Genomic DNA, 16431 nt, shown 5'->3' with positions numbered 1-16431 from the left:
GCAACTGGTATCACGTGTCACGTATCAGGCTACGCGTTCTTGCTGAAATCCGCCGCCCAATTCGTGCCGAGCCAGAACGTGCCGATCTTCGCGAGCTTCACGCCCTTCGCCGTGGCGACCACCGACTTGCCCCAATAAATCGGCGAGTAAATATCCTCATCCAGCGCGGTCGTAGTGCTCTTCAGCACGAGCGCCAGCTTGTCGGACTCCTTATCCAGCGTGCCGACCTTATCGGTTTCCGCCGCCACTTCAGCATTATTCCAATTAGCCGGGTTCGTGCCGGAACCGCCCGCCGCCAGCAGCCACGACGTGACCTCGTTCGGCTGCGGGGTGGTCGGATTGTAGATCATCCAGCCGATACCCTGCTTGCCGTTGCCGATATCGCTCAGCCACTGCTCCAGCGGAACCTCCTTCACGTTGAGTGTGATACCAAGCTCCTTGAGGTTCTGCGCGATGGCAAGCGACGCCTTACCCGCCTGCGCATAACCGGTCGGGTAAGTGAGCGTCGCCGTGAAGCCGTCCGGCTTGGAAGACTGCTTGAGTTCCGCCTTCGCCTTCTTCATGTCGTAGCTGATCGCAGGAAGTTTAGCCGTTTGCTTGGCGGCCTTGCTCGCATCGTTGTCGGTCCAGCCGGCAAGCTGCTCAGGGGAGTCAATACCCGTGGCGACCTCGCCGTAACCCTTGAGAATGCCGGAAACAATAGCCTTCTTGTCCACCGCGTAGGAAACCGCCCTACGCACGTGGATATCGTTGAACGGAGCGACATTCGGGTCGAAAGTCAGACCGTAGTAGGAGCGGTCGGCGTACGCGGTTGTGGAAGCGCCATTCTTCTGCCACTGGGCGACACTCGTCACCGGTACGTTGAACGACACGTCAACCTTGCCGCTGGTGAACGCCAGCTGACGGGTCGAATCCTCGGCCACAAAGTCAACGCGAACCGTCTGCGGGCCGTTGTTCTTACCCCAATAATCCTTGAACTTCGTGAGCGTCACATGGCTGGATGGGTCGAATTCAGTGACCTTGTACGGGCCCGTGCCGACGATGAGCTTCTTGGACGAGCCGTAATTCGAGCCCGCCTCATCAAAGAACTTCTTCGACGTGACGAACAGGCCAGCCACATTGGACACCTGAATCGGAAAATCGCTGTGCGGGCTGGACAAGGTGATGGTGATCTGGTCGTCACCGGTCTTCTCGGCCGACTGCACATAATTTGGCCAGTACACTGACAGACCGGGGGACTTCTTCGAATCGCGGGCCACGTTGATCGCGTACACGATGTCGTCGGCGGTCAGCGTGCTGCCGTCATGCAGCTTCACATTCTTGCGCAGGGTGAACACCCACGACTTGTTGTCGCTGGACTTCCAAGATGTAGCGAGCGCCGGGATGACCTTGCCCGTGCCGTCGACGCCGGTGAGACCCTCCTGATAGAGGGCCGCCAGCTGGTAGTTCGCGCTGCCGGCCTCCTGATTGACACTCAGCGTGCTGACCGCCGACGCGATGGCGACCGTCAGCTTGTTGGCGTCGCCAGACGATTTGGCGGTGCTGGAACCGCAGCCGGCGAGCGTGAGAGTGAGCGCGGCGATGGCCGCGATGAATATTGCGAATGTTGACCGGTTGATGCGGCCGGTGCGGAGTGTGTGCCCCATGATCGTATCTGTTCTCCCGTGTCTTGTGCCTGTTTGAGCGAAGCGTTGTTCTCGCTGTTCTGCATGCAGGATGTCGTTGTGTTTACCAAAGTATTCCTGTCCCACATCACGGGGAAATTACCGGCACGCGCGATGTGCGGCGGTATGGCAGCGGTCTCGCGCTCGCTATAAGTAATTCGTATCGCTGGGGACAGTCGATTCAGCATATCAGACGACGTGCCGGGATGTCGGGTTCTCTGTTGTCGGCGGAAGGCGGGTGCTTGGGTGGGGTGCGGGGTGACGGAGCGGTGTGCGGGCCGCGTGTGTTCCTGCATGCGTAAGTCGACGGATGCCAGCCGGTGCCTCGGTCCGGGCATTGGACCCGTCATCGTGCGTATGTCTCGACATACGTAAGTCGGCGGATGCGGATTGGTACGGCTGGGGCGCCCGGCGATTGACGGGTTGCGTATGTTGAGACATACGCAAGGCATCAGATATCAGTCGATACCTCAGTTCGGCGAGCGGGTCTGCCGTCCCGCGTATGGCCAGACATGCGCGATCGCGCAAACGCGAGGAGGCTGGAGCCGTCGCTACTGTGTCCAATGGCTTGAGATGCGGCTGTGGCTGTGTGAGTATCGGCTCAGATGGTGGCAGTTTGACTGGTAAGAATCTGCTGTTTCCCTGTACCGGCGGGCCGTTGCGCGAGTATCGGCTCGCATGTCGGGGAGTGCGGGCGCCGAAAATGGCCGGTTCGCTGGGCCTTGGATGCGGTCGTGTGAGGGCTTGCTCACACAGTGAGGGCCGGGCTGGTTGAATCGGCCTGATTGGGTGGTCCCCGAGGGTGTCTGTGTGAATCTAGGCTCACAGCGTCGGCATCGCGATGGCAGGATTTGCCCGATTCGGCGTTCCCGGGGGGCGCCTTTGTGAGTCTGGACTCACACACAAACCGGCCCGCACCGAGTAATCACCTAGCGCGGGCCGGTCGGAGTGGCAACAACGGGCATGATCAGTGAAGTTCCGGATTGAAAAGATGTGTTTCATGCGGCGTCGTCCGTGCAATGACGCGACCGTGTCGGATGCTGTAGAGCACCTCTACGTTCTCGTTGAGCGCGTGATAGAAGTTTGGCGCGTTCAAGATAATGCAGTTTGCCGGCTTCCCGACGGCGATACCGTAATCAGCGGGCGCCAGATGCAGTGTGCGGGCGCCGTTGTATGTCACATAGCGGTATGAGTCCATGATCTGCCCGTATCCCATGAGCTGCGCCGCATACAATCCCATGCGAACCACGTCGAACATATTGCCGGCTCCCAGCGGACTCCATGGATCTTGGATATCGTCTTCACCAAATGCGACGTTGATTCCCGCTTCGGAAAGCTCCTTGACGCGAGTTAGGCCACGACGTTTCGGATATGTATCGAAGCGTCCGCCCAAGTGCATGTTGACCAGCGGGTTCGACACGAAGTTAATGTGCGACATTCCCAGCAAATGGAACAGTTTGTAAGTGTATGCGTCATTATATGAGCCCATCGCCGTGGTGTGGCTTGCAGTCACCCGGTCCCCCATGCCGCTCTCGTAGGCGAGCGTGGCGAGCGTTTCAAGGTTGCGTGATGCCGGGTCGTCTATTTCATCGCAATGTACATCGACCAGACGGTCGTTACGCTCGGCGAGATCCATCAGGAACCGCAACGATTGCGCGCCGTAATCAGCGGTGAACTCGAAGTGGGGGATGCCGCCCACGACGTCGGCTCCTTCTTCGACGGCTTCGCGCATGAGGTCCTTGCCGTGCGGGAACGAGAGAATTCCCTCTTGTGGGAACGCAACGATCTGCAGTGTCACATACGGTTCGATTTCATCGCGAAGTTCAAGCAGTGCGTGCAACGCGGTGAGACTCGGGTCGGTCACATCCACATGAGTACGGACGTACTGGATTCCACGTTTCGCCATCATCAGCAGTGTCCGTCTCGCGCGGTCTTTGACATCCTCGACGGTCAAGGTCTTCTTGCGCTCCGACCAGATGCGGATGCCGTCGAACAGCGTTCCGGTCTCATTCCATTCCGGATCGCCTGCGGTGAGTGCCGCATCGAGGTGCACGTGAGGGTCTACAAATGGTGGAATCAGCAGTCCGCCTTGGGCATCGATCACCTCGTCATTCCCGGTTGGTTGTAGCGATGTTCCGATGGCGGTGATGACTCCGTCCGTGATTTTGACATCTGACGTTTCGGGAGAGTTTTCGACATGCACGTTATGGATAATCATGATGCTTCTTTCAACAAACCATGTGACGGCAATGGGCGATGACAACATGGGAAAACAATGAGGCGGTGCGCCTCGGTTGACTTGCCGAAGGCGCACCGCATGGAGCGGTTAGGCGAGGGGCGCGTTGCATTCCCGCAGATTGGTGGCGCGGGCGAGCAGATAGTACACGCCACCTGAGGTGACGATTCCTGCAAGCCATGACAGGTCGATGCCACCGATAGCAGCGGAGATCGGCCCTTGGAAGATGGGCAGCCCGCCGTAGCTGAACATCCAGGTCATGAGCAGGCCGAGAACGAACGCGACCATGGCTTGCCAGCGGACCACAGGGATGCCATCACTGCCGGGGTCGTCGAGAACTGAGGAGAAGTCGTCACGCTGACGCTCGATGATGTAGAAGTGGACGAACATGATGCCACCCCAGACGGAAGTCCACCCGGCGACGCTGGACAACCAGCTGTCGAGGGTGTTGCCGATGTCGGACAGGCTGAGGAACAAGCATACGCCAAGCCAAGCGAAGAAGCCGACCGCTACGTTGATAGCGCGACGGTTGATTTTGAGATCAAGGCATTGCACGGAAAGCGTGAAACTGTAGATGTTCAGGATATTGGTCGCAATTGGGCCGTGCACGACTAAGAGCAGCACGGGGATGGCGAGTGCGCCGAAGTTGTCGACGATAAGCTGGCCGGGGTCAATGCTGCCGGACTTCGTAGCAAGCGTCGCGCCGAGCAGGCCCAGCCACACCACAGGGATGAGTTGGCCGAGTGCGCTCGCGCCGAACAGCTTACGGCGTGGAACAGAACGGCTGACGAAGCGCGAATAGTCGCAGGCATAGGTAAGCCATGTGAAGCCCCAGCCGATGCCGATTGCGGTCATGATGGAGGAGATGGCAGCGACTTTGTCGGTTCCGGTGCCGGTCAGCGTGCCCGCGTAGTGCCAATCGATGCCCATGAAGCCCCATGCTGCGATAGTCATGGCCAGCAGGATGGCGACAGTGGGCGGTACGGTCCATTTCTCGAACGTCGATATTGCTTTGTACCCGAAGAGGGAAACGACAACCTGGATAATCATGACAACGGCGCCAATGCATGCCTTAAGCGCGAAATGACCTGCGATGGAGTCAACCAAGCCGATTTTCATGAGCAACGCTGTGATGAGGTCGAGTACCACCCATGTATTGATGGCGCACCATCCGATGACCACGATGGCCTGAATGGTTGTCGGGATGTAGTTGCCGTAGCGTCCGAATACACGGCGTCCGAGCAGCATACCGGTAAGGCCTGTGCGCTGCCCGAGGAGTACCATGCATCCGAAAACGGACATGCCGATGACGTTGCCGACGAGGATGACGGCAAAGGTTTCCCACAGGCCGAGCCCCATCTGGACGCCTAAAGCGCCAAGCAGCCAGTTGATCGGGGCGACGTTCGCGCCGAACCACACCCAGAACTGGCCCCACAGGCTTTTGGTCTTTGCTTGTTCGGGTACTACTGAGAGGAAGTCTTCGTAATTGCTATTGCTGTTATTGGTGACGTATGTCGTTGTCGGCATCTCATTGGTTGATGCCAGTGTCATACTCTGTGTCATTGGGCACCGCCTTTCTATCGCTACCACTGCCGGCTTGTACCGGCTTTCCGGAGAAAATCACTGGTCATGAATGTTGCATTCATGACGCATAAGAAAACGAGCTGTTGCCTCGTACTATCGCTGGGGTGATTTGCGCGATGGTGAACCGGGGATTACGGTGTCCGAACAGAGAATGGACAAATTGTCCAGTTGGATTGGTGGATAGTGCCAACGGTGTTTGTGTGGGCTGTTCGTCGTGGGCTGCCTGGTCATCGGGTCGCTGATTGTTCCGATGTCGGTCGTCCGGAGGACGTCCGTCCAACCGCCGCGAGTTTCGCCGCGCACAGTAGCAGCGGCCAGGCCATGCAATCGTCTTTGCTGACCCCAGTCATGTCGCCGATCTTCTCCAACCGGTTGTACATCGTCTGCCGGTGGATCCCCAACAGCCCGCATGCCTTGGAAATATTGCCGCCCGTGTCGAAGCAAGCTTCCAGCGTGCGCAACAATGAATCGTGGCCGAGTAAGGCATCGCCAAGCATCAGCGACTGCAACGTTCCCGCCGCATCCCGCGTGCGCTCGATGCCGAGCAGCCGTTTTGGTGCGGCGTCAAGCAGGTTCGCCACGGTTCCGGCGGCGGGCGGCATCTCACGCGCCGCGAATTGCAGCAAACCGCATTCATCAAGCAGCATGCCGACACTCGACACGGCTCGGCCATAGATACACCAGATTCCAGGAAGAGCGCTCGCATCGGCGAGACGCCGTTCGAGCCGTGTGCCGGCGATGCTGTCGGATTGTTTGCCGGCGCTCGCACTGCTGCCGCTGTTGCCGCGGTCGGTGCTTCCGAGGCTCGCCGCATACAACCCGAATAGCAGGTTGCCTTCCAGCACATCCACGACGATACCTTCATCCGCCACGATATTGCCCTCTTCGGCACCTTGCGCTGGGGCTCCACCAATACGGCCACCAATATGATCGACACCGTTTTCATCGTCGCCGTCACCGCCGCTGATTGTCGCGGTCCCCTCGCCGGACAAGCATCGCGACACCGCATCAATCGATGACGACACCGAATCCATGCCGATCACGAACGGAACCAACTGATTCGTACTGTCAAGCCCGATCGCTTGCAACATCGCGGCGGCGTCACCGGCCTCCTGTTCGGTCGCATGACGTTCGTTCGCCGGTCCTCGCAACACGTGGGCGAGCATCGCGTTACGAGGTTGCGTCTGGATGAACGCGGGCAGCACCTGCCGGATCACCTCGCTGACCTGTTCGGCGATTTGACCGTCAGCAAGACGATTGCGTTGCGTGATTTCGATGCTCGCAAGCGGCCCGCCATTCTTGCGCACGTCCAACACCAGCGTCCGTTCCGCCGGGCGGCCAGCATCAGCGGGGCGGATTGTCGGGCCGCTATGCGCGACCACCAGCCCATCGGAATCGAATATCGCCACGGATTCTCCGAATATGTCATTGAGGGTTTTCGCGACATCCTGTGCGGAGCGTGCCGTGGCGAGCCGGGTGCGCATCGTGGTGGCGAGCGCATCCGTGCGTACCTGCACGAGCAGTTGGTCTTTCACAATTGCCGTGTTGATGGACTGGCATAGGTCGACGAACGGCATCCGCCGATGCATGCCGATTACGGGCAGTGCGCGTGTATTCGCGTGTGCGATCATGGCCGGGGGTACGGTGCGCACGCCTTCCACGAGTTCGATGGCGAGCCCGGCCACGCCGGCGTCCACTAGCGTGTCCACATATCGGATGATTTCGTTGTCATCCATATGGCTGAGCAGCGCGCTTCCCTCGATGATCACCAGTTCGCCGCCGGACAGGAACGACGCGATATCGTACCGTTCGTTTGTGTACGCCCATCGGACCGTACCGCTCATACCTGCTTCTCCCGCCTCGACTGTCGGGGCGGTGCGTTCGAACATTGGATCGGCCATCACGTCCTGCATCGTCAGCGTCATACAAAATGTCCATTTCTTGGCTTCGCGGCGTCATCTCCACGTTACGATGACGCGCAACATTCCGCCCACAATAGGCGACATACATTACGACATTACGAACATGATCGCCGCACCCCGCACCGGCCGTACCAGCCGGCAGCACCGGTGCGACAACCGGAAGGAGCCAGCCATGACCGCCAGAACCCTGTTCACCAACGCCCATATCGCCACCGGACGGCCCGGCAGCACCGCCGCACAAACAGCACCGCTCCAAGACATCCTCGTCGAAAACGACCGCTTCGCCGCCATCGGTGAAGGCCTTGCCGCAAGCCTTCCCGCGCAAGGCTACGACATGACCGGCGTCGAAACGGTGGATCTTGGCGGCAAGCTCGTTACCCCGCCGTTCTGCGACACCCACCTGCACCTCGACTACGTGTTCACCGCTCGCAAGCCCGGCGCCGTCAACGAAAGCGGCACCCTGTTCGAAGGCATCCAACGTTGGAGCGACACGAAATCCGACCTCACCGTCGATGAAATCAAGACGCGCGCCCGCAAAGCCATCGGCATGGAACTGCGCCACGGCGTCCAGTACATCCGCTCCCACGCGGACGTCACCGACCCGAATCTCACCTCACTCAAAGCGCTCCTCGAACTCAAGGAAGAGCTCAAGGACACGGTGACCATCCAAATCGTCTCCTTCCCGCAAGAAGGCATGTACTCCTACGAAGGGCCGAACGGCGAAAGCGGCGCGGACCTCGTGGAAGAAGGCCTGCGCATGGGTGCCGACTGTGTGGGCGGCATCCCGCATTTCGAGCAATGCCGTGAATTCGGCGAACGCTCCATGCACACCGTGGTTGAGCTCGCATCCAAGTACGATAAGCTCATCGACGTGCACTGCGACGAAACCGACGACCCGAACTCGCGCTACGTGGAACTGCTCAGCGCGCTCGCTTATCGCGCGGGCATCGGCGAGCGCACTACAGCGAGCCACACGTGCTCCCTGGGATCGGCTGACAACGCGTACTTCTTCCACCTGACCAAGCTGCTCAAGGCCGCGCACATCAACTTCGCGTGCGCTCCGACCGAAAATCTCTATTTGCAGGGCCGTCAGGACACCTTCCCCAAGCGTCGCGGCATCACGCGTGTCAAGGAGCTCACCGATGCGGGTGTTAACGTGTCGCTCGGGCAGGATTCCATGCAGGACCCGTGGTACCCGCTCGGCAACGGCAATATGATGATCATCCTCGATTACGTGCTGCATGTAGCCCAGATGATGAGCTTCCCTGAAATCGATGACGCGATGAAGTTCCTTACCGTCAACGGGGCGACCACGCTCGGCATGCGTGACTCGTACGGTGTGGAAGTCGGCAAGCCCGCGAACTTCGTGGTGTTGGACGCCGACAGTGTCTTCGATGCCGTATACGAGCGGTGCGATGTGCTGCGGTCTGTGCGCGGTGGGCGGACGCTGTTCACCGCGACGACGAGTGTGGAGTCGGCGACCGGACTGCTGTGAATGGATGCGGCTGGGTTGCTGTTGGGCGCTTGGCGGTCGGATTGTTGGACTGTCGTGCTCGCTGCCGCTGGACTGAGAGCATGCCGTTGTGTGAGGATTCGCTCACATACTGGCCGGTGCGGTGGCCGGATTTGGCAGGACAGGACGGCTCCGGGTGTCATTATGTGAGGATTGGCTCACAAAGTGGCGGCCAACGATGCTGAAATCTGTCGGTCCGCTGTCGTGAGGGGGCGTCTTTGTGAGGATTGGCTCACACACAGCCGTCCGGTTCCCGCAGCGGGCGGCCGCACTGGTTGTGCGTATGCCAAGACATACGTAGACCGTCAAACCCACGACAGTGCTTTGGCTAAGCGCTTCGACACCGCCCGTAGCGTATGTCTCGACATGCGTAAGTCGCCAGATTCCCACCGGTACCCGAGTCTGTCCGGTAGGTCCGTCGGTTTGCGTGTGTCTAGGCATGCGTGGGATGGCGGATTTCAAGCCGTTGAAGTCAAGCGCCGTCGCCCGGCTTTGTCGGTTGTCGCGGTGGTGACTGCCGCGGTGATGGCCATCGTGCTGTGACTATCGCGGTTGCGACCGTTGTGGCGTCGACATCCAGGCATGATTGATCGCCGCTAAGTCAGTTTCGTCAATATCCCAGTTCTCTGGCGTCTGATGTCTAGCGCTCGCCACCGTGCCCATCCGCGCTCTGCTCCGTCTCGGCGATCGTGTCGCACAACAACCGGATCCCCGGTTCGATCTGCCGGGAATCAGGGCGCACGAAATTCAGTCGGATATGACTGCTGTCATCCTCATCAACCGCGAACATGTCACCGGGCATGAACGTCACGCCCGCGTGCCGGGCATCATCCAGCAGCCGTGCGGCACGTAACCCGTCCGGCAATCGCGCCCACAGGTAGTAGCCGCCCAGCGGCGTGTTCCAACGCATCCCCTCCGGCGCGTACCGGTGCAAAGCGTCAAGCATCAGGTCACGCCGATGCCCGTAGATTTCGCACAATCGCCCGATATGCCGGCCGATACGCCCGCTGCTGAGCAACTCCATACAAATCAGTTGCGATGACGAGCTCGTATGCTGGTCGATCATCCGCCGCAATGCCGCAATCCGCGCGATGACATGGCTATCAGCCACCAGCCAGCCGGTTCGCAGACCCGGCGTCACCGTCTTCGAGAACGTTGACAGGTAGATCACGTACCCCGCGTTTTCCATGCCTTTGAGCGGTGTCAGCTCGCGGGGGCGTCGGGGCTTCCCGCTCGCCAATGCGTCGGTTGGTCCTTCAGCAAGGCGCTCGCCGTAGCACAGTTCGCCGTACGGGTCGTCCTCGATGACCAAACATTGGTAGCGCATCGCGGTTTCGACGAGTTCGCGCCGGCGATGCAACGGCATGGTCGCGCCGCTCGGGTTCTGGAAGGTCGGGATGGTGAAAATCAGTTTCGGGTGGAATCGTTTGCAATACCCGTCAAGCAGGTCGGTGCGCATGCCATGTTCGTCGATCGGCACGCCGATCACCCGCGCGTCTGCGGACCGGAAAGCTTGCAATGCAGGGAAAAACGTGGATTGTTCGACCAATACGCAGTCGCCGGGGTTCACGAATGCGCGCACGCACAAGTCCAGTCCCTGTTCAGCGCCGGACAGTACCATCACGTTGTCGGCGTCGCAGCGCACGCCGCGGCGCGTCATATGGTCGGCGAGCAGTTCGCGCAACTGGGGGAAGCCTTCGATGGGGGATTCCTGCGTGCCATGGAAATCCGCTGATTCGAACGCGCGGATACTGACATCGCGCAGCAGATCGTCGGGAATATCCGCAGGATTCTGCGAACCTGTAGCGAAATCGATGGCATTTGGCGCTCGCTGCGCCTGGTCGGCGGCGGCGATGTCATGATAGGTGAATCGGTTCGAATAATCGCTGAACAGGATCTGCCAGGGTGGCGCGCCGCCTTGCCGGTCATCGCTCGCGCACACGAAAGTGCCGCGCCCCACGTGTGAGGCGATCAGGCCTTCTGATTTCAGCTGTTGATAGGCCTGCAGGACGGTCGCCCGGTTGACGCCGAGGCGTTCGGCGAGTTCACGTTCGGGCGGGAGCTTGTAGTTCGCGGCGAGCGCGCCGGAGACGATGTCCTCGCGCAGGGCGTTGACCAGTTGCCGGTACAGCGGGACGCTGCTGTGGCGGTTCAGCATAATCGGCATGCGGCGGCCCTCCTTCCTCCGGCTGTTTGCTTGTAGTTGTTGGGTTGTTGGTTTTGGCTTTCAGTTTTCGGCGTGATGTCTTTGCGCGATATTCTAGCCGGGATAGGCCCTCGTGTGGTGTCGCGTGGACGGCAGGCGGACGGTGGGCGGATGGTTGACGGCTGGCGTTGTTGTGAATCGGCCAGCTGTGCGACTGGTGGGTTGCACGGCGGTCAGGTAGCGCCGGGTTTGGCTCCTGTCGTCTCGCTATCTGTCTGCGGTGTGACTGTTCCATCGCACAGCGGCGGGATACCGCTCGATTGGGCGTCGGGCGCGTCCGATATCTGCTTGCGGTGTGACTCTCCAATTGCACGGCGGCGGGGTAGCCGGTGATGTGCGGGTGCTGGTCGTTGGTATCTGCCTGCAGTGTAACTGTTCTGTCGCATGGTGGGCGGATATCGGCGTCCGGAAGCCGTCAGGCCTGTATGTCAGCCCGCGGTGTGACCGTTCCGTCACACGACAGGCGGATACCTCCGACCCCGGCCTCACCGCGGTGTGCTCATCGCCCGTCGTCCTGCGCCGCGATATCCGGCAGCCACCCGTGCATCAGGCACCGCCGGAAATCCCAGCACTCCTTCCACAGCGCGTCGGGCGCGGTGTGCGATGACGGCTCCAGTTTCCACGACCAGTACATCCACCCTGCGGCCTGCCCGAAACAGTCAAGCTGCATGCGCGTGACATGCGCGAACCGGCGGCGTTGCGCGTCATCGAACTGGTCGAGGTCCATTTCGCCAGGGTCGAGGTTCTTCGCCCACTCGTTCTCCACACACCATTCGCCGACCAGCACCGGCACCACGCGCTGCATGCTGCGGATCCGCCGTCGCTGCCAGCGCAGGAACAGCCGATACGCCCACGGGCTGTGTACTTGGACAATCCGCTCGGCCGCCGACAAGTACACGTGCGCATCCACGTACACATTTGTCATCTGGTTGCGTTTGAAGAAATCCCGCCACAAGCCGAACCGGAATCCGTCGTGGAACACGATCGCCTTGTCGTCCGGCAGGTAGCGCCGCAATCGTTTGTAGGTCGCGCGGTAATACTGCCGTAGGAAACTCATCGGCACGTAGCTGGAATAGCGTTTGTCTTTCGGATTGCGCGCCACCAGCTTCTTACGGTTGGAGAAGAATACCGGCCAACTGACCGGCTCGTTGATGACTTCGATGCCGAACAGCGCGGGATCATGGCCGTAGCGGTGGGCGAGCCCCTCCAGCACGGTGATGGCTTTCTCCACGTTCTGCGGTTTCTTATGCCACGTGACCGCGCCGATCAGCCCGGAACTGTCGAAACCGTTCTGCCCTCCCGGCGCGGTATGCAAGTCAAGCAGCACACGCAGGTGATATGTACGAGCCCACGCCATCGCCTTGTCCACATACCGCCACGCACCACCCAACGGCGGCTCGGATTCGAACACGGTGTACGGCACCGGCAGACGCACCAAGTTCATGCCGCACGCGGCGATTTCGCGGAAATCTCGCTCGGTGATGTACGTGTCGCGATGATGCCGGATACGTTGTGCGAGCTGGTCTTTCGGGGCGACCGTCGCCAGCGTGTCCTCGTCCTCGGCCCGATAGCCTTCAAACAGCGACGGTTCCATCCACTTCTCCAAAACCAGCCAGTTGCCGAGATTCACACCACGAATCGGTTCGGGCGCATTCAATCCGCCGGCCTGAGCTGTGCCGGACGAACCGCCGCCATGGGGAAATCGCATCATCGCAGGCTCCTATCTTTTCCCCCACTGTAATACACGGGCCGTCGCGAAAACGCGCGATAATAGGCGATATCAGCGATTGACGAAACTTGACAACGCCGGCGATCTGGCCGAAAGCGGGCAGGATTATGGAACAGCAGACAGTACAATACAGCGAAACGCAAGCAGATGACGGGCTTCACGCCGTGGGGGCGAACGAAACGTTCGAGACGTCTCAGACACCCAAAGAAGCGGAAGACAACGTGCACGCCCCAACCGTCAGCATCATCGTGCCGGTGTATAACGCGGCCGGCGCGCTGCGACGCTGCATCGACAGCATCCTCGGGCAGGAATACTGTGATTTCGAGCTCATTGCGCTCGATGACGGCAGCAAAGACGAATCGCCCGCGATCCTCGACGACTACGCCGCCAAAGACCCGCGCGTCCGCGTCATCCACAAGCCCAACAGCGGCGTGTCCGACACGCGCAACCAGGGCATGGCGCTCGCCCGCGGCACCTACATCCAGTTCCTTGACGCCGACGACTGGGTCACCGAAGACGCCACCAAACTACTCGTGCGCGCCGCGGAACACAGCGGGGCCGACATGATCATCGCCGATTTCTACCGTGTGGTCGGCGAAGGCACGTCCCGCAAGGGCGGGCTGACAGGCATCGACCGCGTGATTTCACGTGAGGAGTACGCGGACGAACTGCTCAAGGATCCCGCGGATTTCTACTTTGGGGTGTTGTGGAACAAGCTGTACCGGCGTGACATCATCCGCGACCATCAGGTGCGTATGGATACGAGCGTCAACTGGTGCGAGGATTTCATTTTCAACCTTGAATACATGGTGCATGCGGCGAGCGTGTATCCAATCCACGTGCCGATGTACTACTACGTGAAAACCGACGGGTCGCTGGTCAATCATGCGATGAAATTGTCGGAGGCCGTGCGGGTCAAACGCTACGTGTTCGACTATTACACTGAGTTCTTCCGACAGGTGTACGACGAGGATACGTTCGCACGTAAGCGGGCCAGCATCTACCGGTATCTGGTTGCGTGGGCGTCGGATGGGTCGGCGAATCCCGCGTTGCCCAGCACCAAGCGGCTTGGCGAGGAGCGGCTTCCGTTGATTGTGCCGGACGGGATGCGCGACAACCCGTTCATCGCGGCGCATCAGGCATCTCGGATTTTGGACAGGTATTTGGAACGCATTGCCACGCAGTTCGGCCTTGAACTTGGAGAAGTGCGGGTTATCGTGTTCCTGCACTATGGCGGTGATACCGCTGACTTCAAGGCGTTGCAGGATTATCTTGACGCCGGGCGCGTGTCGGCGACCCGGTTGGCTGAAAGCTTGGCGTTCAAAGGGTACGTGGACTCCAGCCTCACCCTTAAGGGTGCGAAACTCGAATTGACCGACAAGGCTGCGCCCGTGGAGCATATGATCGATCAGGCGGCCGCGGACTTCGAACGACTCGCGATGGGCGGATTGCAAGCCGGTGCTGCATTGATCGCGGAAATCCGGGACGCCGCAGCGCGTGCCGAAGCCGAGACCCGGGAGGCCGTGAATACCGCCGAACAATCGGAAAAATAGGGGGAGGGCGTGCATGCGCCTATCCAGCCCGACAATGCGCGATTCATGACGACACACCGGACTGACGGAATGCAGTATGCCGTCAGTCCGGTGTGTCGGCGTGTATGAGTTGCTTGTCTATTTGCCGGTTGCCGTGGGCGGGGTGTCGCGGGAGATGCCGGTGATTGGGGGATGTCGTCGCGTCTCGGGGTTCCTGCAGCGGCGGGTGGTCGGGGAAACGCGGGATGGGCGCGTTTCTGCGCACTGTTGTGCGGGATGCGCGCCTAAATCCGTGATATTGCCGGCGCGGCGTGACAGGGACCGGGAGATGGCGTCGCAACTCTCGGCCCCTGCTCTACCGCGCTATTCGCCGCGTCCTGTGCCCCGCAACTCTACAGCGACAGGAACAACTCGTGCACGCGCGTGTCGTCGGTGAGTTCCGGATGGAACGCGGTGGCGAGAATGTTGCCCTGCCGCAGGCCGACCACATGCCCGTCCACTTCCGTTTCGACGGTGGCTTTCGGCCCCACCTGCGCGACGTACGGCCCGCGGATGAACACGAGCGGCAAATCATGGATGTCGCCAAACGAACCAACCGTCTGGAAGCTGCCCAGCTGCCGCCCGTACGCATTGCGATGCACAACCGCGTCAAGCTCGCCGAAGTAGACATTGTCATCGTTGTCGAGTTTGCTGGCGAGCAGAATCATGCCTGCGCATGTTCCGAGCACCGGCTTGCCTGCGTCGATATGCCGTTTGATCGGGTCAAACAGTCCGGTTGAATGCAGTAGCTTGCCTTGCGTGGTGCTTTCCCCGCCGGGCAGGATCATGCGGCTGATGGAGTCGTCGAAATCCTCCGCAGCCCTGAGCAGACGCCAAGATGCGCCCAGTTTGTCAAGGGTCGCCGCATGCTCGGCGAACGCCCCCTGGACGGCGAGAATACCGGTGACGTCATGTGTCTGGTCGCCGCCCTGCTCCTTTTCGATGTATTGGACCGCTACAACCATGTCACTCGCCCCTCGCGGCCATGATGGTCTTGATTTCATCCTCGTTGATGCCGACCATGGCCTCGCCCAGGTTTTCGCTCAGGCGGGCGAGCAGGTCCGCGTCCTGCCAGTTGGCGGTGGCCTGCACGATGGCGGCGGCGCGCTTGGCCGGGTCGCCGGACTTGAAGATACCGGAGCCGACGAACACGCCTTCAGCGCCCAGCTCCATCATGAGCGCGGCATCGGCCGGGGTCGCCACGCCGCCGGCGGCGAAGTTCACGACGGGCAGACGGCCGTTGTCATGCACGTACTTGGCCAGATCGTAAGGAACTTCCAGCTTCTTGGCGGCTTCGAAGATCTCGTCGTCGCGCAACGCCTGCAGTTCGTGAATCTGCCGGTTCATCGTGCGCATGTGGCGTACGGCCTGGATGACATCGCCGGTGCCGGGCTCGCCCTTGGTACGGATCATCGCGGCGCCTTCGGCGATGCGGCGCAACGCCTCGCCCAAGTTCTTCGCGCCGCACACGAACGGCACTTTGAACTGGGTTTTGTCGATATGGTAGACGTCGTCGGCGGGGGAGAGGACCTCGGACTCATCGATGTAGTCGATGTCGATGGCCTGCAGAATGCGCGCCTCGGCGATATGGCCGATGCGCACTTTCGCCATGACCGGGATGGTGACAGCTTCCTGGATGCCCTTGATCATGGCCGGGTCGCTCATACGGCTCACACCGCCCGCCGCACGGATGTCCGCGGGGATGCGCTCGAGCGCCATCACCGCGCACGCGCCGGCATCTTGGGCGATTTTCGCCTGTTCCGGGGTGGTGACGTCCATGATGACGCCGCCCTTGAGCATCTGGGCGAGGTTCCTGTTGAGTTCCGCACGGTTTTCTTCGGCCATGTCGATCCTTTCCGGTTCGGGCGGGCGGGGGCTGCCGCCGGTGTCGCGCGCTCGCGAATGTTGCGAATCTGCGATTTTCCGCGGTTTTCTCGCCCGTCATTAGTGATTACGCATCATTATGGCGGGCTGATTGTTTGAAATCCATTACGGAATCGGTCCAA

General features: G+C 60.5%; 11 protein-coding genes. 3 read left to right on the top strand and 8 right to left on the bottom strand.

Going from position 1 to position 16431, the window contains the following annotated elements; all coding sequences use genetic code 11:
* Window positions 1-29: 29 nt before the first annotated feature.
* The 4 genes from BBOU_RS05405 to BBOU_RS05390 all read right to left on the bottom strand — a co-directional run bounded on the left by BBOU_RS05405 (window position 30) and on the right by BBOU_RS05390 (window position 7409).
* On the bottom strand, window positions 30-1646 hold the full coding sequence (locus BBOU_RS05405; protein ID WP_033490223.1) for an ABC transporter substrate-binding protein: 1617 nt from the start codon (window positions 1644-1646) through the stop codon (window positions 30-32).
* Between the two features lie 985 nt (window positions 1647-2631).
* Complete coding sequence (codA, locus tag BBOU_RS05400) at window positions 2632-3882, bottom strand: cytosine deaminase (RefSeq protein WP_026503063.1); 1251 nt, start codon at window positions 3880-3882, stop codon at window positions 2632-2634.
* Window positions 3883-3990: 108 nt separating this feature from the next.
* Complete coding sequence (locus BBOU_RS05395) at window positions 3991-5463, bottom strand: purine-cytosine permease family protein (RefSeq protein WP_026503064.1); 1473 nt, start codon at window positions 5461-5463, stop codon at window positions 3991-3993.
* Window positions 5464-5711: 248 nt separating this feature from the next.
* Window positions 5712-7409, bottom strand: coding sequence for a PucR family transcriptional regulator (locus BBOU_RS05390; RefSeq protein WP_026503065.1), 1698 nt, complete (start codon window positions 7407-7409; stop codon window positions 5712-5714).
* A gap of 169 nt (window positions 7410-7578) precedes the next feature.
* Between BBOU_RS05390 and BBOU_RS05385 the strand changes: the two genes are divergently transcribed.
* The gene (locus BBOU_RS05385) at window positions 7579-8901 is read left to right on the top strand and encodes an amidohydrolase family protein (RefSeq protein ID WP_026503066.1); all 1323 of its coding nucleotides are present in this window, start codon (window positions 7579-7581) and stop codon (window positions 8899-8901) included.
* 342 nt (window positions 8902-9243) lie between these two features.
* Window positions 9244-9462 (top strand): hypothetical protein, encoded by a 219-nt coding sequence (locus BBOU_RS09240; RefSeq protein ID WP_152595605.1) that lies wholly within the window; start codon window positions 9244-9246, stop codon window positions 9460-9462.
* A 97-nt stretch (window positions 9463-9559) separates the two neighbouring features.
* Here the strand turns inward: BBOU_RS09240 and pdxR are convergent, their stop codons facing one another.
* Entirely contained in the window at window positions 9560-11086 is a 1527-nt protein-coding gene (pdxR, locus tag BBOU_RS05380) for a MocR-like pyridoxine biosynthesis transcription factor PdxR (RefSeq protein ID WP_026503067.1), read from the bottom strand.
* Between the two features lie 538 nt (window positions 11087-11624).
* A complete protein-coding gene (locus BBOU_RS05375) occupies window positions 11625-12836 on the bottom strand; it encodes a glycoside hydrolase family 5 protein (RefSeq protein ID WP_051616800.1) in 1212 nt (403 codons plus the stop codon).
* A 125-nt stretch (window positions 12837-12961) separates the two neighbouring features.
* On the opposite strand from BBOU_RS05375, the gene BBOU_RS05370 reads away from it, so the two are divergent.
* Complete coding sequence (locus tag BBOU_RS05370) at window positions 12962-14407, top strand: glycosyltransferase family 2 protein (RefSeq protein ID WP_051616802.1); 1446 nt, start codon at window positions 12962-12964, stop codon at window positions 14405-14407.
* A gap of 371 nt (window positions 14408-14778) precedes the next feature.
* Here BBOU_RS05370 and pdxT read toward each other — a convergent pair whose 3' ends face one another.
* Window positions 14779-15390, bottom strand: coding sequence for a pyridoxal 5'-phosphate synthase glutaminase subunit PdxT (gene pdxT / locus BBOU_RS05365; RefSeq protein ID WP_026503069.1), 612 nt, complete (start codon window positions 15388-15390; stop codon window positions 14779-14781).
* 1 nt (window position 15391) lies between these two features.
* Entirely contained in the window at window positions 15392-16270 is an 879-nt protein-coding gene (pdxS, locus tag BBOU_RS05360; protein ID WP_015449602.1) for a pyridoxal 5'-phosphate synthase lyase subunit PdxS, read from the bottom strand.
* Window positions 16271-16431: the final 161 nt, after the last annotated feature.

It is taken from the genome of Bifidobacterium boum (genome assembly GCF_000741535.1).
Taxonomy (GTDB): domain Bacteria; phylum Actinomycetota; class Actinomycetes; order Actinomycetales; family Bifidobacteriaceae; genus Bifidobacterium; species Bifidobacterium boum.
Note: the sequence above shows the minus strand (reverse complement) of the source record. Positions and strands in the feature narration are given on the sequence as shown.